General features: G+C 59.5%; 19 protein-coding genes. 4 read left to right on the top strand and 15 right to left on the bottom strand.

Going from position 1 to position 20,251, the window contains the following annotated elements; genetic code table 11:
* Nucleotides 1-153: 153 nt before the first annotated feature.
* From ABD815_RS02060 to ABD815_RS02045, 4 genes are read right to left on the bottom strand one after another with little or no spacing between them, the layout of a single operon-like run.
* Nucleotides 154-1,299 (bottom strand): ABC transporter permease, encoded by a 1,146-nt coding sequence (locus ABD815_RS02060; protein WP_344842790.1) that lies wholly within the window; start codon nt 1,297-1,299, stop codon nt 154-156.
* On the bottom strand, nt 1,296-2,240 hold the full coding sequence (locus tag ABD815_RS02055) for an ABC transporter ATP-binding protein (protein WP_344842788.1): 945 nt from the start codon (nt 2,238-2,240) through the stop codon (nt 1,296-1,298). Before ABD815_RS02055 ends, ABD815_RS02060 begins: the two co-directional genes overlap by 4 nt.
* Nucleotide 2,241: 1 nt before the next feature.
* Nucleotides 2,242-3,204 (bottom strand): HlyD family secretion protein, encoded by a 963-nt coding sequence (locus tag ABD815_RS02050; RefSeq protein WP_344842785.1) that lies wholly within the window; start codon nt 3,202-3,204, stop codon nt 2,242-2,244.
* Nucleotide 3,205: 1 nt separating this feature from the next.
* Nucleotides 3,206-3,874 (bottom strand): TetR/AcrR family transcriptional regulator, encoded by a 669-nt coding sequence (locus tag ABD815_RS02045; protein ID WP_344842782.1) that lies wholly within the window; start codon nt 3,872-3,874, stop codon nt 3,206-3,208.
* A 191-nt stretch (nt 3,875-4,065) separates the two neighbouring features.
* On the opposite strand from ABD815_RS02045, the gene ABD815_RS02040 reads away from it, so the two are divergent.
* Both ABD815_RS02040 and ABD815_RS02035 read left to right on the top strand, forming a co-directional pair.
* Complete coding sequence (locus ABD815_RS02040; RefSeq protein ID WP_344842780.1) at nt 4,066-5,556, top strand: UxaA family hydrolase; 1,491 nt, start codon at nt 4,066-4,068, stop codon at nt 5,554-5,556.
* On the top strand, nt 5,532-6,467 hold the full coding sequence (locus tag ABD815_RS02035) for a DMT family transporter (RefSeq protein WP_486303638.1): 936 nt from the start codon (nt 5,532-5,534) through the stop codon (nt 6,465-6,467). Before ABD815_RS02040 ends, ABD815_RS02035 begins: the two co-directional genes overlap by 25 nt.
* 2 nt (nt 6,468-6,469) lie before the next feature.
* Here the strand turns inward: ABD815_RS02035 and ABD815_RS02030 are convergent, their stop codons facing one another.
* Genes ABD815_RS02030 through ABD815_RS02015 form a run of 4 tightly spaced genes read right to left on the bottom strand, consistent with a single transcriptional unit; the run spans nt 6,470 to nt 10,737 of the window.
* Nucleotides 6,470-7,207 (bottom strand): SDR family oxidoreductase, encoded by a 738-nt coding sequence (locus ABD815_RS02030; RefSeq protein ID WP_344842775.1) that lies wholly within the window; start codon nt 7,205-7,207, stop codon nt 6,470-6,472.
* Nucleotides 7,207-8,979 (bottom strand): IlvD/Edd family dehydratase, encoded by a 1,773-nt coding sequence (locus ABD815_RS02025; protein ID WP_344842772.1) that lies wholly within the window; start codon nt 8,977-8,979, stop codon nt 7,207-7,209. The genes ABD815_RS02030 and ABD815_RS02025 overlap by 1 nt, the downstream gene beginning before the upstream one ends.
* Nucleotides 8,976-9,899, bottom strand: a complete 924-nt coding sequence (locus ABD815_RS02020) for an NAD(P)-dependent oxidoreductase (protein WP_344842769.1) — start codon at nt 9,897-9,899, stop codon at nt 8,976-8,978. Before ABD815_RS02020 ends, ABD815_RS02025 begins: the two co-directional genes overlap by 4 nt.
* 16 nt (nt 9,900-9,915) lie before the next feature.
* Complete coding sequence (locus tag ABD815_RS02015; protein WP_344842766.1) at nt 9,916-10,737, bottom strand: SDR family oxidoreductase; 822 nt, start codon at nt 10,735-10,737, stop codon at nt 9,916-9,918.
* Between the two features lie 63 nt (nt 10,738-10,800).
* Here ABD815_RS02015 and ABD815_RS02010 point away from each other — a divergent pair, with 63 nt between their 5' ends.
* Nucleotides 10,801-11,949, top strand: coding sequence for a fumarylacetoacetate hydrolase family protein (locus ABD815_RS02010; protein WP_344842763.1), 1,149 nt, complete (start codon nt 10,801-10,803; stop codon nt 11,947-11,949).
* A 28-nt stretch (nt 11,950-11,977) separates the two neighbouring features.
* Here ABD815_RS02010 and ABD815_RS02005 read toward each other — a convergent pair whose 3' ends face one another.
* From ABD815_RS02005 to ABD815_RS01975, 7 genes are all read right to left on the bottom strand, one after another.
* Nucleotides 11,978-12,748, bottom strand: coding sequence for an HpcH/HpaI aldolase family protein (locus tag ABD815_RS02005; RefSeq protein WP_344842760.1), 771 nt, complete (start codon nt 12,746-12,748; stop codon nt 11,978-11,980).
* Nucleotide 12,749: 1 nt separating this feature from the next.
* Nucleotides 12,750-13,694 (bottom strand): 2-hydroxyacid dehydrogenase, encoded by a 945-nt coding sequence (locus ABD815_RS02000; RefSeq protein WP_344842757.1) that lies wholly within the window; start codon nt 13,692-13,694, stop codon nt 12,750-12,752.
* An 8-nt stretch (nt 13,695-13,702) separates the two neighbouring features.
* Nucleotides 13,703-14,872 carry a pyridoxal phosphate-dependent aminotransferase gene (locus ABD815_RS01995; RefSeq protein WP_344842755.1) on the bottom strand — a complete coding sequence of 390 codons (1,170 nt, stop codon included), beginning with the start codon at nt 14,870-14,872 and terminating at the stop codon, nt 13,703-13,705.
* A 68-nt stretch (nt 14,873-14,940) separates the two neighbouring features.
* A complete protein-coding gene (locus ABD815_RS01990) occupies nt 14,941-15,570 on the bottom strand; it encodes a ParA family protein (protein ID WP_344842753.1) in 630 nt (209 codons plus the stop codon).
* Nucleotides 15,567-15,740 carry a hypothetical protein gene (locus ABD815_RS01985; protein WP_344842749.1) on the bottom strand — a complete coding sequence of 58 codons (174 nt, stop codon included), beginning with the start codon at nt 15,738-15,740 and terminating at the stop codon, nt 15,567-15,569. The genes ABD815_RS01990 and ABD815_RS01985 overlap by 4 nt, the downstream gene beginning before the upstream one ends.
* A 111-nt stretch (nt 15,741-15,851) precedes the next feature.
* Nucleotides 15,852-17,126 (bottom strand): L-rhamnose catabolism isomerase, encoded by a 1,275-nt coding sequence (gene rhaI, locus ABD815_RS01980; protein ID WP_344842746.1) that lies wholly within the window; start codon nt 17,124-17,126, stop codon nt 15,852-15,854.
* Between the two features lie 10 nt (nt 17,127-17,136).
* Nucleotides 17,137-19,239 (bottom strand): bifunctional rhamnulose-1-phosphate aldolase/short-chain dehydrogenase, encoded by a 2,103-nt coding sequence (locus ABD815_RS01975; RefSeq protein ID WP_344842743.1) that lies wholly within the window; start codon nt 19,237-19,239, stop codon nt 17,137-17,139.
* A gap of 189 nt (nt 19,240-19,428) precedes the next feature.
* Between ABD815_RS01975 and ABD815_RS01970 the strand changes: the two genes are divergently transcribed.
* Nucleotides 19,429-20,235, top strand: a complete 807-nt coding sequence (locus ABD815_RS01970) for a DeoR/GlpR family DNA-binding transcription regulator (RefSeq protein ID WP_344842741.1) — start codon at nt 19,429-19,431, stop codon at nt 20,233-20,235.
* Nucleotides 20,236-20,251: the final 16 nt, after the last annotated feature.

Below are 20,251 nucleotides of genomic sequence, written 5' to 3'. Positions count from 1 at the left end.
ACATCAAAGAAATTTTTCATCATTGCCCGCATCAAATCCCAACTGCGCGGGAGGGGCAAGACGATAGTCGGCGCACGCCCATTTCGGCGCCCTTTCCGCTAAGACAATGTTAACTCTTACGCCGCCAAATCGGGGGCCAGCCGGTGCCTTTTCCTAATCCAGCGTCTGACGATAGCGCCGCAATGCCACAATCGTGATCACCACAAGGATCGCAGCGATGGCTGCCATATCCTGCGCGACATCGGAAAAGCCCGCGTCTTTCAACATGACCTTGCGCACAAGGCGCAGAAAATGCGTCGCCGGAATCGCCGTGCCAAGGGTTTGCGCCCATTGGGGCATGGCAGCGAATGGAAACATGAAGCCCGACAACAGGATCGTGGGCAGAATCGTGAAAAACGAAATCTGCATGGCCTGCATCTGGCTGCGCGCAATTGTGGACACCAGAAACCCGAGGGCGAGATTCACGACCACGTAGAGATTGAACCCCGCGAAAAACGCCCAAAACGACCCCGTGAACGGGACATCAAAGAGAGCGCGTGCCGCCACGATAAAGACGATCGTCTGGATATAGCCGACAAAGACATAGGGGATGATCTTCCCAAGCATAACCTCCGCCGGCTTCACGGGCGTTGCGATCAGGCTCTCCATGGTCCCGCGCTCACTTTCGCGAACGATCGCAACGGCAGTGATCATCACCATGGTCATCGACAGAATCACGGCCAAAAGTCCGGGCACGATATTGGTGGATGTCGCGCCTTCGGGATTGAACGCGCGGTGGATCACCACGGTGAAAGGCGCAGGAGTTGCGGCGGCAAACTGGAGCGGCCCCTGAAGTGTCTGCGCCACGGCGAGATCCGCGACACCGCGAATTGCCCCGATTGCGCCCCCCGCCGCCACCGGATCAGAGGCATCGACCGTCAGCAGGAGTTCGGGCTGCAACCCGCGCATCGCATCGCGCTGAAACCCGGGGGGCACCGTGAGGACGACGGATGCCGTGCCATCCCGTAAGGCGCGATCACTTTGCTCCTGCGAGGTCGAAATGCCGACAAAGTCGAAGTAGTCCGACGTATCCATTCCTGCCACCAAGGCGCGCGCCACCGGGCTTTCGTCCGCCATCTCGACGAGCGTGGGCAGGTTTCGCGGATCGGTGTTGATGGCATATCCAAACAGCAAAAGCTGCACCAAAGGCACGCCGATCATCATCGCAAAGGTGACACGGTCACGCCGCATCTGAATGAATTCCTTCACCAGAACCGACAGGAATCGCGCCATGGAAAACACATTGGACAGACGTGTCATTGCGCCGCCTCCACTGGTCCGCCAAAATTGTCCTTGGCGCCGGCCATCAGGTAGATGAACGCCTCTTCGAGACCGGCGTCCTTTTCCGTCCACTCATGGGTGCCACGCGCGCGCTCCTCCTTCACTAGCGCATCCAAAGCCACCCGATCAGTGCCCGAGACGTGCAACTTGTCGCCGAACCGCATCACCTGTCCGGCGCGTTTATCGGGATCGAGCCGCTCCTGCACCGCCATGAGGTCCGGGCCGGTGACAACATAGGTGGAAATCCCGATTTGGTTGGGAATATCGCGGGCACGCCCGTCGATGAGCTTTTTGCCATAGGCGATATAGGCGATATGATCGCATTGGATCGCCTCGTCCATGTAATGCGTCGACACCAGAACCGTGACACCGCGCGCGCTAAGTCGCCGTATTTCATCCCAGAAATCGCGCCGTGCCTTGGGATCCACCCCAGCCGTCGGTTCGTCCAGCAAGAGCAGCTCGGGGTCGTGAATCATACAGGCAGCCAAGGCAAGCCGTTGTTTCCACCCGCCCGACAGCGTTCCGGCGAGCTGATGGGCACGCCCCTCCAGCCCCAGATCGCGCACCGCCTCATCCACGCGTTGTTTGCGATTGGCCATCCCGAACATGCGCGCGGTGAAATCGAGGTTCTCGCGAATGGTCAGATCTTCGTAGAGCGAAAATCGCTGGGTCATATAGCCAACGCGTTTCTTGATTTCGCGCGACTGGCTCACGATATCGAACCCTAGGCAACGTCCCTCCCCCGCATCCGGGGTCAGCAACCCGCACATCATCCGGATTGTGGTCGTCTTGCCCGACCCATTGGGGCCCAGAAACCCGTAGATCGCGCCACGTTCGACCTCCATGTCAAAGTCGTCAACGACGCGGGCCTTGCCGAAGACCTTTGTGAGTCCACGAACGGAGATGGCTACCTCGCCCATGTTAATTGTCGCGCCCCGCGCGCGCATCCACCGTCACGGGTTGCCCCGGCAAAACGGCCGTCGGCTCGAGCACTTCGGCCTCGACGCGGTAGACAAGCCGCCCGCGTTCGTCGCGCGTGTACAGGATTGGCGGGGTATATTGCGGATCAGAAGCCAGCCGCGTCACGCGCGCCTCAATCCCCTCCCCGCATCCTTCGCAGGTCAGGAGCACCATGTCGTTGGGCTTGATGTCGGCGCGCTCGGCCTCAGGCACAAAGAACAGCGCCGTCATCGCGTCCGGTTGCAGGATCGACATGACCGGCGCACCCGCCCCGGTGACTTCACCCGCCTCGAAATACACCCGGTCGATGCGTCCGGTCACGGGTGCAAACACCTTTCGATCCGCGAGCGTCTCGCGCGCGATATCGAGCTGCGCGCGTGCTGCCGCCACGGCGGCCTCGCCTGCGCGACGCTGTGCATCGCGGGCGGGCAATTCGGCGACGCGCAATTCGGCCTCCAACCGCGCAACCTGCGCCGATGCCTCGTCCACCGCCGCCTGTTGATCGTCAACCTGCGCTTGCGGAATGGAGCCGCGTGACAAAAGCGCAGACGACCGCTCCAACCGCGTCTGCGCGATGTCGAGTGCAACGCGGGCCTGCGTGAGTTGGGCACGGATCACCTCGGCCTCGGCGTCGCGCGCGCCGGTCGTCAGATTGTCCAGCTCTGCCTGCGCCTGTGCAAATTGCGCCTCGGCCGCGCGCAACCCCGCCTGCGCCTGCGCGTCTTCGAGCGTAAAAAGGAGCGCGCCCGAAAACACATCCTGCCCTTCGATGGCCGCGATCTCTTCGATCCGCCCACCCGACGCCGCTGCCGCATAGACAAAATCACCCTCGACATACCCGTCATAAACATAGGCAGGCGGCGGGTTGATACCGGGATAGACGGCCGCAATCAGGGAGATCAGCCAGTCAGGAAGATTTGCCATCTCAGGCCTCCTTTACCGGTTCGATACCGGCGAAAAACACGCTCAGATGCGTCTCGAACAACAGGTCGAGCGATAGCCCCCGTTCGGGCACGATGCCGAAAATGTCGGATAGAATGATGTGGAGAAAAACAGGGCCGAGCATCGAGCGCACAAGCATTTCGGGATCAAGCCGACGAATATGGCCCGCATCCATTGCCCGCGAAAACATCGCGATAACATCCGGCATCACCTTGTTGATCACGCGTTCGCCGTAGATGCGCGCGAGTTGCGGCTGGCTCGGCGCTTCGTGGATGATCAGCTTTGGTACCGCGATCACATCGTTCTGTTCGAGGTGATGACGCACCACGCCTGCAAAGCGTTCCAGCAGAGGGCGCGGATGGCCGTTATATGCGCGCATCGCGGCCCCGATTTCATCCGCCATACCGCCAAGCGCGCGATCCACAAGCGCCTCGATGAGCGCATCCTTGGACGGGAAATACAGATAGACCGCCCCTTTGGAGACCCCTGCTCGCGTTGCTATATCCTCGACGCGTGTTTTCGCAAAACCCTGTTCGACAAAGAGACGCAACGCCGCGTCGAGGATTTCGTCGGGACGCGCGTCTTTGCGGCGGCGGAACTTCGGCGCGGCCTTGGGGTCGGCGTCATTCGGGTTCTGGATCGCGTCTGTCATGGGGTGCCCCGCGTGAGTCGCAAATCAACTAATAACTGACCAGTCAGTTACCAAATTTTGGCCCTTCCGTAAATGCCAATCACCAGCCGCGCGAATTTGCGCAAGGGAGGCGAAGAAATCGACATTCCCTTCGCCCGCCTGCCCCGTTACTAATACAGGGCAACTGATATGCTAGTGTGGTGGAGAACCCTATGCCGACCGTTCGCCTTTCCGATCTCGACAATGTGGTCACCGCCAAACGCGCGCTCAATGTTGGAGAAGCAGGCGCGATCGACCCGATCCCGCGCGGTCATAAGATCGCAACCTCGGACATCGCCAAAGGCGCCCCCGTCCTCAAATACGCGCAAGTCATCGGATACGCCGCACAGGACATCGCCAAAGGGTCCCATGTCCACACGCATAATCTCGACTTTCGTGCCGTCGATACGGCCTATGAATTCGCCACCAACCTGCGCCCTGCGCCCGCCGCGACCACGACCGACACGTTCATGGGATACCGTCGCGCATCCGGTCGCGTCGGTACCCGCAATTATATCGCCGTTCTCACCTCGGTGAATTGCTCGGCCACGGCGGCGCGCAAAATCGCGGCCCATTTCACCCCCGAACGCCTTGCGCCCTACCCGAATGTGGACGGGGTTGCGGCTTTTGTTCATGGCACGGGCTGCGCCATGGGGGGCGACGGGACAGGATTTGAAATCCTCCAACGCACGCTTTGGGGCTACGCGCGCAACCCGAATGTGGGGGGCGTTCTACTTGCCGGTCTGGGCTGTGAAACGATGCAGATCGACTGGCTGATCGAAGCTTACGGCCTCACCCCCGGCCCTCTCTTTCAGACCATGAACATTCAAGACGTCGGAGGGACGCGCAAAACCGTCGAGCTCGGCATCGCGCGGATCGAAGCCATGCTGCTTGAGGTCGACCGTGCCCGCCGCGAAGCGGTGCCGGCCAGCGAACTCATGGTCGGTCTGCAATGTGGCGGATCGGACGCATGGTCGGGCATCACCGCCAACCCCGCCGTGGGCTACGCCTGCGATTTACTCGCAGCACAGGGCGGCACGGGCGTATTGGCCGAAACACCCGAGATTTACGGCGCCGAACACCTGCTCACAGCGCGCGCGAAGGACCGCGCCACCGGTGACAAGCTCATCGACCTGATCCATTGGTGGGAGGACTATACCGCCCGCAACCACGGCTCGATGGACAACAACCCCTCGCCCGGCAATAAAAAGGGCGGGCTGACCACGATCCTCGAAAAATCCCTGGGCGCGGCGGCAAAGGGCGGCACTACGCCCCTCAATGGCGTCTACAAATACGGCGAACCTATTACAGAGCGCGGCTTCGTCTTCATGGATAGCCCCGGCTACGATCCGGCCTCGGTTACCGGTCAAATCGCCTCCGGCTGTAACCTGATCTGCTTTACAACCGGACGCGGATCGGCGTTTGGGGCGAAACCGTCACCTTCGATCAAAATCGCGACCAATACCGAGATGTTCAACAGGCTCGAAGACGACATGGACCTCAACGCCGGAACCATCATTAGCGACGGGCGAACCCTCGAAGAGGTCGGGCGCGAAATCTATGACATGTGGCTGCGCGTGGCCTCCGGCGAGGAAACCAAGTCAGAGGCGCAGGGCCTTGGCGACTATGAATTCGTGCCATGGCAAGTCGGTGCGGTAATGTGATCAAAGCCACCGCGCCGCGCGAGGAGAGGCCCCTTCTCGGGTTCATTTTGATGTCTGTCGCTGTTGCGTGTTTCACGGGCATCGACACCTCTGCCAAATGGCTGGTGCTTGCGGGCATTCCGGTGCTGCAGGTCGTGTTTTGTCGCTACATCGTCCACTTCGTGATCGCCCTGACCTATGCGCTGGCCACCGAGGGGTCGTCTGTTCTGAAGTCAGCGAACCCGCGCATTCAGATCCTGCGCTCACTGGCGCTTCTCGGCGCGACTGCGTTCAACTTTTTCGCACTTCAATATCTTCCGATAACGATCACAATTTCCATATTTTTTGCCCAACCAATGGTCATCGCACTCTTGGCGATACCGATCCTTGGCGAACGCATCGGCATTCGACGCTTCACCGCCATTCTGGTCGCTTTTTTGGGCGTGGTTGTCGTGATCCAACCCTGGGGCGCGGCATTCCATCCGGCGCTGTTTTTCTCCATTTTGGCGCTGGTGTCAGGATCAATCTACTTTGTGCTGACGCGCAAACTGGCGGGCGTCGAAAAGAACGTGACATCGCAAATCTGGACATCCGCCATCGCGTCGGTTGCCATCGCGCCCTTTGCCCTGTCGATCTGGGTCGCGCCTCAAAGCTTTGGCGTATGGGTGATGCTGGTGGTGATCGGCCTGTTCGGCCTCAGCGGGCACATCCTCGCCACAGCGGCATTCAGGTTCGCGAGCGCAACCACACTTGCGCCCGTAGTCTACGAACAACTCTTCTACGGGACTTTGGTCGGATGGGTGATTTTCGGCACGTGGCCCACGGTTTGGACGGTCGTGGGCGCCGCCATCATCATCGCGTCGGGCATCTATATCTGGCGGCGCGAGGCGGCGCTGGGGATATCCCCGCCCCGCCCGAGGCCGGCGCGATAGGATTAGCCGCGCCCGATATAGGGCATCGTGGTTGCCATCACGGTCATGAACTGAACATTCGCCTCCAACGGCAACTCTGCCATATGCAGGACCGAGCGCGCAACGTTGCCGACATCCATCACCGCCTCGGTGCGCACGCTGCCATCAGCCTGTGGCATGCCGGTGGTCATGCTTTGCGCCATGTCGGTCAGCGCGTTGCCGATGTCGATCTGGCCACAGGCAATGTTGAACGCGCGGCCATCGAGTGAAAGGGTGCGCGTCATGCCGGTGATGGCGTGTTTGGACGCCGTATAGGCCGCCGATCCGGGGCGCGGGACCTGCGCCGAGATGGATCCGTTGTTGATGATGCGCCCCCCCTGCGGGGCCTGCGCGCGCATCACGCGAAAGGCGGCACGCGCGCAAATGAACGCGCCCGTGACATTGGTGTCGATCAGGTTGCGCCAATCGGCGACGGGGATTTCATCCACCGTCGCCCCAAAGAGCGACACACCCGCATTGTTGAAGAGAGCATCCACCCGCCCCCATCGGGAGACGGCGGTATCAAAGCACGCCTCCACAGACCCCTCATCCGTCACATCCGCAACGAGGCCGAGTGCATTGGGGTGGCTTTGCGTCATGCTTTCAACCGCCTGCGACGTGCGCCCCATGATGCCAACACGCCACCCTGCGGCGAGGAACGCCTCTGCCGTCGCCTTTCCGATGCCGCGCGTGCCACCGGTGATAATGATGGTTTTCGACATCAATGGTTATCCCGCGGCAGATCCTGCCCGACACGGCGATAGGCCGTTGCCAGTTCCAGACACCCACCTTCGGCCAATTGACCCACGTGGGTGCGATAAATCTCCTGCCAAGGGGTTTGGTGATGCAACTCCGGCGGCGTCCATGCCGCCTTGCGCGCCTCCCACTCTGCCTCCTCGACAAGGGCATCCATGCGGCTGGCGTTGAGGTCCAGACGCACCCGATCACCCGTATTGAGATAGGCCAATCCACCGCCCACCACGGATTCCGGCGAGGCGTTGAGGATCGAAGGGCTCTCCGAGGTGCCTGACTGCCGCCCGTCTCCCACGGTTGGAAGGTGATTGATGCCCTGTCGCACCAAGGCATCCGGCGGCTGCATATTCACCACTTCGGCCGAGCCCGGGTAGCCCACGCAACCAACGCCGCGAATAAAGAGAATTGTATGTTCATCAATGCCTAAGGAAGCGTCGTTGATGCGTTCGTGGTAGTCCTCTGGCCCCTCAAAAACGACCGCGCGGGCCTCGTAGACACCGTCTTTGAGGAACCGTTCGCGGAAGTCGGCCGAAATGACGGAGGTCTTCATCAAGGCTGAATCAAAGAGGTTGCCCGAAAGCACCTTGAAACCCGCATTCGCGCGAAGTGGCGCGTCATAGGTCGTGACGACCTCCAAATCCGCGCTCTCCACACCGGCGAGATTGGCCCCCATCGTGTTCCCCGTCGCTGTCATGGCGCTGGCATGAAGCTGTCCCGCCTTCATCAATTCGCCCATCACCGCCGGCACACCGCCCGCGCGAAAGAAACTCTCGCCGAGGAATTCACCCGCAGGCTGCATGTTGACCATTAGGGGTACGTCAAAGCCGACGGTTTCCCAATCCTTCACGTTGAGATCGACACCGGCATGACGCGCGATGGCTTGCAGGTGGGGCGGCGCATTGGTGGACCCGCCGATCGCCGCATTGACCTTGATCGCGTTTTCAAAGGCCTCGCGGGTCAGAATGTCGGAGGGTTTGAGATCGTCGAGGACCATCTGCACGATCCGTTTGCCTGTGTCATAGGCCATCGCCATGCGTTCACGGAACGGCGCAGGGATCGCGGCATTTCCGGTGAGGGACATGCCCAGCGCCTCGGCCATGGCGTTCATCGTGGAGGCCGTACCCATGGAGTTGCAATGCCCGAGCGACGGAGCCGAGGAACAGACCCGCCCCATGAATTCGTCATAGTCGATTTTCCCTTCGACCAAGAGACGGCGGCTTTCCCAGATGATGGTTCCGGAGCCTGCACGTTTGCCTTTCCACCACCCGTCGAGCATGGGCCCACCGTTGAGCGCAATCGCGGGTATGTCGACCGTCGCCGCCCCCATGAGCATCGCGGGCGTGGTCTTGTCACACCCCGTTGTCAGCACGACACCGTCGATCGGGTAGCCATGCAGCACCTCGACGAGGCCGAGATAGGCGAGATTGCGATCCAATGCGGCAGTTGGCCGTTTACCTGTCTCCTGAATTGGATGCACAGGGAACTCCATCGGAATGCCCCCACCATCGCGAATGCCCGCCTTGATCCGGTCCATCAGGAACACGTGGATCTTGTTGCAGGGCGCGAGGTCGGACCCGGTGTTGGCAATGCCGATGATGGGACGATCACTCTGCAATTCGTCACGGGTGAATGCCTGGTTCTGGTAACGCTCGATATAGAGCGCCGTCATGCCCGGGTTATTGGGGTTATCGAACCACTCTTGCGAACGAAAACGTTTTCCGGCTCGGGTGTCGTTGCTCACGCGCGGAACTCCTCTAGTGATTTTTCAAGATCGATGCCGTTCAATGCGGCAATGTGGCGGGCCATGGTGACGACGTATTCCTGAGAATGACCTTTCGCCTCGGCGTGGGTAAAGTACTGTTTGAAGGTGCTGCCCAGCAAATTGACGACGCCCGCCTGGGTCGCCATGGCGTCCGCGTAGCGCAAATCCTTCGCCGCATTGGCGATGGTGAATTTGTGGATTTCGGATTCACCACCGATTGACCCGCGCATAAAGGTTTCAAAGAACCCGTTGGACAGACGCGACTTCCCGATCACCTCGTTGAAGATATCCGGCGACAATCCGGACTTTGCCGCCAATGTGATCGCCTCGCTATAGAGCGCGGCGTATCCCATGGAGGTGAAGTTCATCAGGAGCTTCATCTTATGCCCTGTGCCGACCGGCCCCGTGCGCGTGATGTTGGCAGCCCAGCATTCGATCAAAGGCATCGCCTTTGCCACCGCCGCATCCGTGCCCCCAACCATTGTGTCGAGCGTGCCTTCTTCTGCCTCTTTCGGTGTGCGTCCGAGCGGCGCATCGACAATCTCCCCGCCCTTTTCGGCGAGCAACGCAGATAGCGCCAGTGTGGAAACCGGATCAGCGGTCGTGGCATCAATGACGATCAGACCCTGACGCGCGCCCGCCAAAAGCCCGTCATCCCCATGAAAAACCGCCTCGACCTGCGCCGAATTGGAAAGACACAGATGGATGATGTCACAGGCCTGCGCCATCTCACGGGGTGTCGCAGCCTCTTTGGCACCTTGCGCGACGAGGTCATCGATGGGCGCGCGGTTCCGGTTGCCCTTAACATAGAGCGTATAGCCCGCCTTGAGGACATTCGCAGCCATACCATGCCCCATATACCCCAGCCCGATAAAGCCGATCACGGGTGTGTCAGTCATGTTATTGTCCCTTTCCCTAAAGACTCGCCGTTATGCCGCCATCGACATAGATCGTTTGGCCATTCACAAATGATGCCGCGTCGGATGCGAGGAAGACGCAGGCGCCCTGTAACTCTTCTACCTTCCCCCATCGTCCCTGTGGCGTTCGGTTTTCCAGCCACGCAGAGAAATCGACATCGGCCACGAGGGCTGCATTCAACTCGGTTTCGAAATACCCCGGCGCAATTGCATTCACGTTCAGGCCATGTCGCGCCCAATCGGTCGCCATCCCCTTTGTCAGGTTGGTGATCGCACCTTTGGATGCGGTGTAGGGTGCGATACCCGGCCGCGCGAGCGCGGATTGCACGGAGGCGATATTGACTATCTTTCCCGACCTGCGCGCAATCATGTTCCGCGCAACGGCCTGCCCGACATAAAAGGCGCTGTTCACATTGGTGCGCATCAGGTGGTCAAAGGTGGCGGGATCAAAATCCTCCAAAGGGCCACGGTGCTGCATGCCCGCGTTGTTGACGAGGATGTCGATCGGACCCTTTGAGGCCTCGTAGTCACTGATGGCGCGCTGCACGGCATCCACATCGGTGACATCAAAGGGCAGCACGTCAACAACCGCGCCTGTCGCGCGCAACTGCGCGGCGGCCTGATCCAGACGCTGCGCGTCCCGCGCGTTCATCACGACGCGTGCGCCCGCCTGCGCCAACCCGGTCGCCAAAGCGAACCCTATGCCTTTGGACGACCCCGTTACGAGGGCGGTTTTTCCCGACAGATCGAAGATTTGATTACCCCCCCTCGGTTGACATCGGATGGCGAACTCGTGTTCATGGCAAAAATGGTATACCATTTGAGCCGCGATGCAAGCGGCTCCCGTACTGACAAAACGCAAAGCCGACCTTGAGGAATGCCCATGCAACACCCCTTTCCCGCGACCGCCAATCCGGCAACGCTCGTCACCCGCGTATGGCGCGAAGGCATAGGTCCCTGTGTTGCAACACTGAGGGACGGTGATCTCTACGACATCACTTCGCGCGATGTGCCCACGGTTCGCGACCTGATGGAAATGGATGACCCGGCCGGCTATGTGGCGAAGGCTGCGGGCGAACGTATTGGATCGCTCGACACCATTGCCCAAGGGTCGACTGCCGATCAGACCGGCACTCGCCTGCTCGCCCCCTGTGACCTTCAGGCGATCAAGGCCTGTGGCGTTACATTCGCTGAGTCCATGGTTGAACGCGTGATCGAGGAAAAAGCCGCCGGTGACGCGGACGCCGCCGAAGCCATTCGTGCAAAGATCAAGGACCGCATCGGCACCAGCCTCTCTGGCATCGAACCCGGATCACCCCGCGCGATGGAGGTCAAAGCGGTGTTGCAGAGCGAAGGCCTGTGGTCCCAGTATCTGGAGGTCGGCATTGGCCCCGATGCGGAGGTCTTTACCAAAGGCCAACCGATGAGTGCCGTGGGCTATGGCGCAGCGGTCGGGTTGCATCCGGTATCGACGTGGAACAACCCCGAACCCGAAATCGTCCTCGCCGTGAATTCGCGTGGTGACATCAAGGGCGCGACGCTCGGCAATGACGTCAATCTGCGCGATGTGGAGGGTCGCTCCGCCCTCCTTCTCGGCAAAGCAAAGGACAACAATGCTTCCTGCGCGATCGGGCCTTTCCTGCGCCTGTTTGACGACACCTATGGACTCGCAGACGTCGCGTCAGCCGAGCTCACCCTACGTGTGGAAGGGCCGGAAGGATTCACGCTCGACGGGCATTCTTCAATGACAAAAATCTCGCGCAAACCCACTGATCTCGTGGCGCAGACCATTGGCGCGCACCACCAATATCCCGACGGCTTCATGTTGTTTCTGGGCACGCTCTTTGCCCCTGTGCAGGACCGCGACACACCCGGTCAGGGGTTTACACATAAAATGGGGGACGTCGTGACGATTTCACAGCCCCACCTTGGTGCGCTCAGCAATACCGTGCGCCGTTCGCCCGATTGCGCGCCATGGACCTTTGGCACCGCCGCCCTGATGCGCAATCTCGCAGAGCGTGGATTGCTCTGACAGCGCGGCCATCCCGCGGAGTCTTGCGTTAGTGTCTGGCTTTAAACGCGGCCAGTTGGCTCATCGCTTCGCGTCTCAGCGCGATGTGGTCGAGGTCCAGCGCGGTAAACAGGCTCCCCGCGGCGACTGCTTCGTCCACCAGTGAGGGATCGAGCGACAAAAAGCCTGCCGGTTTGCCACAGGCCCGAATGCGACGGATCGCATCCATCACGGCAGAGCGAACCACAGGGTGACCAATCTGCCCCGGATAGCCGAGCGAGGCCGCCAAATCCGCAGGCCCGACAAACAGCGCATCCACACCCTCGACACCCGCAATAGCTTCGAGGTTTTCCAATGCCTCGACGGTTTCAATCTGCAGTATCAGGCAGATTTCTGCCCTCGCCTTTTCGATGTAGCCCTCCACGCTCCCAAACCGGTTGGCACGCATGGAGCCGCCCATGCCCCGCACACCGTTCGGTGCGTAAGTCACTGCCGCACAGGCGCTTTCCGCCTGCGCGACCGTGTTCACATAGGGCACCAGTAGCGATTGCGCGCCGATGTCCAATAGGCGCTTTATCTCGGCGGTATCGTTCTGCGTGACGCGAACAACAGGAGACGTCGGATACCCGTTCATTGCCTGAAGACTGCCAAGGACATCACTGATATCGCGCGGCGTGTGTTCGCAGTCGATCAAAAGCCAGTCATACCCTAATCCCGCGAGCATTTCGGTTACCAATGGATCGCGCACTGTTGACCAGAACCCGATCTGTGGCTGCCCTGCAATTAGGGCACGCTTGAAGGCATTTACGGGCAAATCCATCTCAGTTCACCGGCGACAAAAGTGGCCGCTGAGCAAAATGGGCCGCAATGTTGTCGCGCTGCAAATCCCCCATCGCGACCCGGGTCTGAACGGTGGCCGACCCTTGGTGTGGCTGCAGGACAACCTGATTGAGTGCCAAGAACCGCGGATCAATGCGCGGCTCGTTCAAGAATACATCGAGACCGGCCCCCGCGATCCGTCCCTGCTCCAACGCGTCGAGCAACGCGCCCTCATCCACAGTCGAGCCGCGAGAAATATTGATGACAACACCCTCCGCCCCTAACGCATCGATTACCTCGCGCGAAATATAGCCCTCGGTTTCTTTCCCACCGACCAGTGCGATGACGAGCCAGTCGACCGAACGTGCAAGATCGACGACATCGGCGTGATATGTGTAGGGCACGTCTTTCGGGCTGCGCGAATGGTAATGAATGTCCATGTCAAATGCGCCGAGGCGATTGGCGATCACCTGACCGATCCGCCCCAATCCCACAATCCCGACCGATGCGCCGGACATTTTACGGTTCAGCGGCATAGCCTCTCCCGTGGCCCAACGGCCCGAGCGCACCCATGCATCTCCGTCCACAATTGTGCGCGCCACGGCGAGCATCATAGCAAGCGTCAGGTCGGCCACATCATCGTTAAGGACATCGGGCGTATTGGTGACGGTGATGCCACGAGCCGTGGCCGCTGCCACATCAATCTGGTCGTAGCCGACACCGAAGTTGGCAATGGTTTTGAGGTTTTCAAACCGGTCCATCTGATCTCCGCCAACCGCGCCGTGGAATTTCACCGCCATAGCGGTCACCGCGGCGCGGGCCTGCGCGGACAGGTTCACGGCGTCTTCTTGGCTGTTGAGATGAACGAAGGGGGTGATGGCTTCAAATCCCGCACGCTCCCTGTCAGAGAGGTCTGGTGCGACGACGACGAGTTCTGGGTTGGACATCGGGTCTCCTAAATGAGCTTGGCGATCCGGTCGATCGCAGTTTGAATATTGTCGAGCGAGTTCGCGTAGGAAAAGCGCAAATACCCCTCGCCCCACGCGCCAAAAGAAGTGCCGGCAATGGTCGCTACACCGGCCTTGTCAAGGAACAGATCCTGCGCCTGCGTGGCATGCAGCCCCGTACCCTCGATATTGGGAAAGACATAAAACGCGCCCCCCGGATCGGCGCATCGAAACCCGGGCAGTGCGTTGAGCCGCTCCACGATGACACGGCGGCGTGCGTCAAACTCACCAACCATTTTCTCGACTGCGTCCTGCGGTCCGGTAAGCGCGGCGAGACCGGCGTATTGCGCGGCGGCATTCACACAGGAATGGTCGTTGATGCACAGACGTGTCACCGGATCGACCAGCGCCTTTGGCCAGACCGCATAGCCCAAACGCCAGCCTGTCATCGCATAGGTTTTCGACCACCCGTCGAGCATGATGAGCCGGTCGCGGATCGACGGGTATTGCAAAAGCGACACGTGGGTTCGCCCGCCGTAGAGCATCTGTGAATAGATTTCATCAGACAGGATCGCTACATGAGGGTGTTCCTCCAACCCTCTGACTAATTTGTCTATTTCGGACTTTGGCGTCACGCCTCCGGTTGGATTGGCGGGAGAATTGATGATCAGGAGCGTTGTGCGATCCGTGATCTTCTCCAGAACCTGATCCGCCGAAAACCCGAAACCCTGCGCCTCTTCTAGCGGGATCGGCACCGGCGTCGCTCCGGAGTATCGGATCACGCTTTCATAGATCGGGAACCCGGGATTGGGATAGAGGATTTCTGCCCCCGGCTGCCCGAACATCATGATGGAAAAGAACATCGTGGGCTTTCCGCCCGGAACTACAACGACCGTATCCGGATCGACATCTACACCATGGCGTCCGTGCAAATCCGCCGCCACCGCTTCGCGCAGTACCGGCAGTCCGTTTGCGGGCGTGTAGCCGTGATGCCCGTCGCGCAGCGCCTTCACGCCGGCCTCGACGATGTGCTCCGGCGTGGCGAAATCGGGCTGGCCAATGCCAAGGTTGATGATGTCGCGCCCCTCAGCGGCGAGCCGCCCTGCCCGCGCCAAAACGGTAAAGGCGCTCTCCGTGCCCAGGCGCGACAGGTTGTCTGCAAGTCTAAGCTGGCTCATCACACGTCCTCCGGCAACTTTGGTATACCAAAACATCGTGCGGCCCCGATGCGCAAGGGGGTGAAGCGCTATTGAATGCCGAGGCGGGTCAGAAGCGGCGCCCATTGCGCCTGCATTTTGCGAAATGGCGCCTGCGTGCGATCAAAAACCGACAATCCTTCGCGCGCTAATTCCACGTAGGCCGCCCTCTCGGAAATCGTCGCAACCAAGGGAAAGCCGTTCGCCTTCATGAACTCGGCCAAAGACACCGTGTCCTTGCGCCGCAAATCCGCGCGGGAGGCAACGGGGAGCACCTCAACCTTGCCCTTTTTCAACCGCTTGATTGAGGACAGATTGCGCAGGAATTTCCGCGCAGCCAGTTCATCGAACACGGATGCCATAACCGGCGTCACGAGGTAATTCGCGAGACCAATCATGGCGGAGGCCCGGGCGCCGCTCAGCCCTGCCGCGCTATCGATGATCAACCAATCGGTTTTTGCGGGCACAAACTCCGGCGCATCGCCGGACAACCATTTGACGCATTGAATTCGCGCGGCATAGGGCGAGCGTCGCTTTGCCCATGTGCGCGCCGACCTTTGCGGGTCCCCATCCGCCAAGGTGACACGCGCACCGGATGCGCGGATCGCGCTTGCAAGGGTAATCGCAGTCATGGTTTTCCCGCTCCCGCCCTTTGAATTGGCGACCAGGATCGTCTTCACGACGTCTTCTCCTTTTTCGCGGCATTCTTTTTCAGAAACGACTGGATGAACCTGCGCAATTCGCGCGATGCAGATGTATCCATTTCATCGCAAAGCCGGACGAATTCATCGCGGTCTTCTTTGGGAATTCGGATGATAAGACTACTGTCTTTCTTGCCGGACTTGGGCATCACACACGCCTCGGATTGCATATACAAAGTATATACCACCATGAAAGCGAGGCGCAATGCAACGTCGAACGCCCGATTACGGGCGCTCGTGCAGGTTAGCTCACGACAGGATTAGACGATTCCGCCGCCCGCTCCGCTCACCGCAGGGCGTTCTTCGCCCACGCGCGCACGGTAGCCCGACGCACGGTAAGCTGCGATAGGGTCAATTGCGCCCCCCGCCCCCAAACGTGCCATGGCGAGGATCGGCTCCACATCGGTGCGGAACCCCGCCTTCAACGTCGCGGCCGACATCAGAGCATCGTTGTCACCCTGATATCCGGCGAGCGATTCACGATCCACCAAGAGCGCCTGCGCATAGGCGCGGCGCACCTCGGATGCAGATGAAATCAGGCTTTCAATCGGGTCGGTTACATTGTGGCTCTGATCAAGCATATGCGCAGGATCGAACCCTTCCACGCTCTCGGCGGCGACCAATTCATTGAATACAAGGAAAAGCCGGAAAGGATCAATCGACCCTGTATCCAAATCGTCATCGCCATACTTGGAGTCGTTGAAATGGAACCCGCCCAGTTTTCCGAACTGGATCAGCCGCGCGACGATCATTTCGATGTTCACATTCGGCGCATGGTGACCGAGATCGACGAGACAAAATGCCTTTTCCCCCAGTTCCTTCGCGATCAGATAGTTGGTGCCCCAATCCTGAACAACGGTCGAATAGAACGCCGGTTCATACATCTTGTGCTCGCTGAACAGACGCCAATCGTCGGGCAGGCCTGCGTAGATCTGGCGCATTGCGTCGAGGTATCGTTCAAACTGACCGGTGAGGTTGGTCTGGCCGGGAAAATTCGACCCGTCGCCAACCCACACCGTCAAGGCGCGCGATCCGATGGCCTGCCCGATCTCGATGCATTCGAGGTTGTGCTCGACCGCCTGCGCGCGGGTCGCGGCATCATTGTGGCTGAGCGAGCCGAATTTGTAGCTATGCGCCTGCCCTTCCTGATCCTGAAAGGTATTTGAATTCATCGCATCGAAGGTCAGGCCAACTTCTTCGGCTTTGGCGCGCAGATCGGCGGGATCTTCTTTGTCCCACGGGATATGCAGAGACACCGATGGTGTCGCGCGCCCGAGCTGTTGGATCACACCGCAATCATCGAGTTTATCGAAGATGTGGCGCGGCTCACCGGCACCGGGGAAACGCGCAAATCGTGTCCCGCCGGTGCCAACGCCCCATGAGGGCACAGCGACGCCATAGGCCGTCACCTTCGCAGTGATCGCCGCGATGTCGATACCGCGCCGGTCAAGACTTGCCCCCAACGCGTCGTAATCCGCAGCCAAGGCCGCGCGGCGCGCTTCGTTGTCTTTGTCGATTATGGTCTGGTCGATCATGTCCGCTCCTTCAGCGTGGGAACGCCTGCACATTGCCGGCATCCACGTTGAGAATGTTTCCGGTCGATTTAGCGGAGGTGTCCGCCGCAAAGAAATAGGCCGCTTCGGCAATGTCCTCGGGAAGAACCGAACGTTTGAGCATGGAGCGATTGCGATACATCTCCTCCAACCCATCCTTGTCGGTGCCATAGGTGGAAGCGCGCTGTTCGAGCCACTCACCCTCCCAAATCTTGGAGCCCCGCAGAACCGCGTCCGGGTTCACCACGTTAACGCGGATACCTGCCTCTGCCCCTTCAAGGGCGAGACAGCGGGCAAGGTGAATTTCGGACGCCTTCGCCGTGCAATAGGCCGCTGCATTAGGGCTCGCCGCCAAACCGTTTTTGGACGCGATAAAGACGATAGAGCCGCCCATATCCTGTCTGCGCATGACCTTGAATGCTTCGCGCGAGACGAGGAAATACCCTTTGGAAAGGATGTCCATATTGCGATCCCAAAGTTCGACAGTGGTCTCTTCAATCGGCGCCGATGACGCGATTCCTGCGTTGGAGACGAGAATGTCGACGCCCCCGAATTCAACCGCCATTTGCGAATAGGCATTGGCGACCGCGTCTTCGGACGTGACATCCATTAAGACCGAGCGCACCACATCCGCCCCGAACGCGCCCTGTAGTTGCGCCTTGGCTTTATCAAGGTTGCCTTGATCAATATCGGCCAGCACCACGCAAGCGCCCTCGGAAAGGTAGCGCGCCGCAATGGCCGCTCCGATGCCCCCCGCACCGCCGGTTACCAAAGCAACCCGCCCTGCGAGACTCTTGGGTTTTGGCATGCGTTGAAGTTTAGCCTCCTCAAGGAGCCAATACTCGATATCAAAGGCCTCCTGTTCAGGCAAACCACAGTATTCAGACACGGCATCCGCGCCCCGCATCACATTTATTGCGTTGACATAAAACTCGCCCGATATCCGCGCTGTTGCTTTATCCTTTGCGAAGGTGATCATACCCACGCCCGGCACCAGATAGACGACCGCATTCGGATCACGCACCGGTGGCGAATTGGGGTGTTTGCACCGATCATAATAGGCTTCGTAATCCGCGCGATAGGCCGCAACCTGTTCGCCGAGATTATCGAGCACAGCGTCCAGATTGCCCTTCGCGGGATCAAAATCGACGACCAGAGGGCAAATTTTCGTGCGTAGGAAATGGTCCGGGCACGACGTCCCGAGCGCTGCGAGACGGCGCATATCTTTGGCACCGACGAATTCCAATACAGCGTCACTATCGTCGAAATGGCCAACCATGTGCTGATTGCCCGACACGAAACCGCGAATGGCCGGCATCAGTTTGGCCGCAATACCCCTGCGCGCATCCGCGTCGAGGTTTTGATGAATGGCGCCCCCAAAGGGCGTCACATCCGCAGTGCGTTCCGCGAACCAATCCATTGCCTTTTGAATGATGCGCAGCGTGAGTTCATAACACTCCTGCGCGTCATCGGCCCATGTAAACAACCCATGGCTCTCCAGAACGACACCCTTCGCGTCAGGATTTTCCAGACAGAATTTTTCGAGCCATAGCCCCAACTCATAACCGGGTCGCTTCCACGGGAGCCAACCGATCTCATCACCGTAGATTTCCTGCGTCAGTTCTTTGGACGTCTTGGAAGCCGCAATTGCGATTACCGCATCCGGATGCATGTGATCGACGTGTTTTTGGGGGACATATGCGTGTAGCGGCGTATCAATAGAGGCCGCGCGCGGGTTCAGGTTGAAGGTGCAATGGGGCAGATAGCCGACCATCTCGTCTTCGAATTCCAAACCCCTGTAGACAGATTTGAGTGCGCGTAATTTGTCCATGTAGAGGGTGGAGAACCCGTCCATTTTCATGGTGCCGACATCGCCGCCCGATCCTTTGACCCAAAGGACCTCTGCATCCTTGCCGGTCAACGGATCCTTCTGGATAACCTTTGCCGACGTGTTGCCACCGCCGAAATTGGTGATTCGTTTGTCTGACCCCAAGAGATTCGATCGATAAAGCAGCTTTTCAGGCTCGCTCATCGCGTCTGCGATCGTGTTATCCCAACCGTTTTCCAACGGTTTCACGGCTGCTGATTTCAGCATAACTTCCTCCTCCTAACCTCGCGAAACGGACGCGCGGGCAATTGATCGCAGGGTGTGAGGGTTGCGACAGAATGTCAATCATCAACGCGCAAAAAACGTCATTTGCGGTCGCAGAATGATTGAAGATGCGCATTTATGATTGACTTGGCGCGAAAATAACAACACGGTTTCGAAACAACGGAGACTCGAATGCATGAAAAAGAACGCCATCGTCTGATTATCTCGGCTGTGCAGGATCGCCCTGTCGCAACCGTGGTTGAACTATGTTCGCTCACTGGCGCATCCGAGGCGACGGTTCGACGCGACATCGCAGCCCTGCACATGCAGAAAAGGCTGCGCCGCGTGCGCGGTGGCGCAGAAGCGATCACGCCCGCGGCCATTTCCGGTCTCGTTGGGCGCCCGTTTTCGGTCAATGAAACCATGCGCACAGCGGAAAAGCAGGCCATCGCGCTCGCCGCCGTCGAGATGTGTGATGACGGCGACTCGATCATCATCAACGGCGGTACGACGACGTTCCAGATGGTGCATCCACTGGTCAATCGCCGCCTTCAGATCTTCACAAACAGCTTTCCGATCGCCGAACACCTGCTCAAGCATTCAAAGAACACGATCATGCTGTCGGGCGGCGCGATCTACCGCGAACAGAATATCATCCTGTCCCCATTCGAGAACGATGTGACGCGTAATTTCTACGCGCGGCGCATGTTCATGGGTGCGCAAGGTTTGGGTCCGATTGGCCTGATGGAGGCGGACCCCCTTCTCATCCAGGCCGAACAGAAACTGATCGGACAGGCAGACGAACTCGTCGTGCTGGTCGACAGCAGCAAATTTGATAACCGTTCGAGCCTTGTGCTGTGCCCGCTAGAGCGGATCGACACGGTCATTACCGACGACAAAATTTCGGACAAATCCGCCGCCATGTTGGACGCCGCGGACGTAACTCTGGTCACGGTCACACCCGGTCGTAGCCAGTTAAAGGAGGGGGCGGCCTCTTAGAAAAGTAACCGCCATT

The organism is Celeribacter arenosi, from assembly GCF_039539485.1.
GTDB lineage: Bacteria > Pseudomonadota > Alphaproteobacteria > Rhodobacterales > Rhodobacteraceae > Celeribacter > Celeribacter arenosi.
This window is presented reverse-complemented; position numbering and strand designations above follow the sequence as displayed.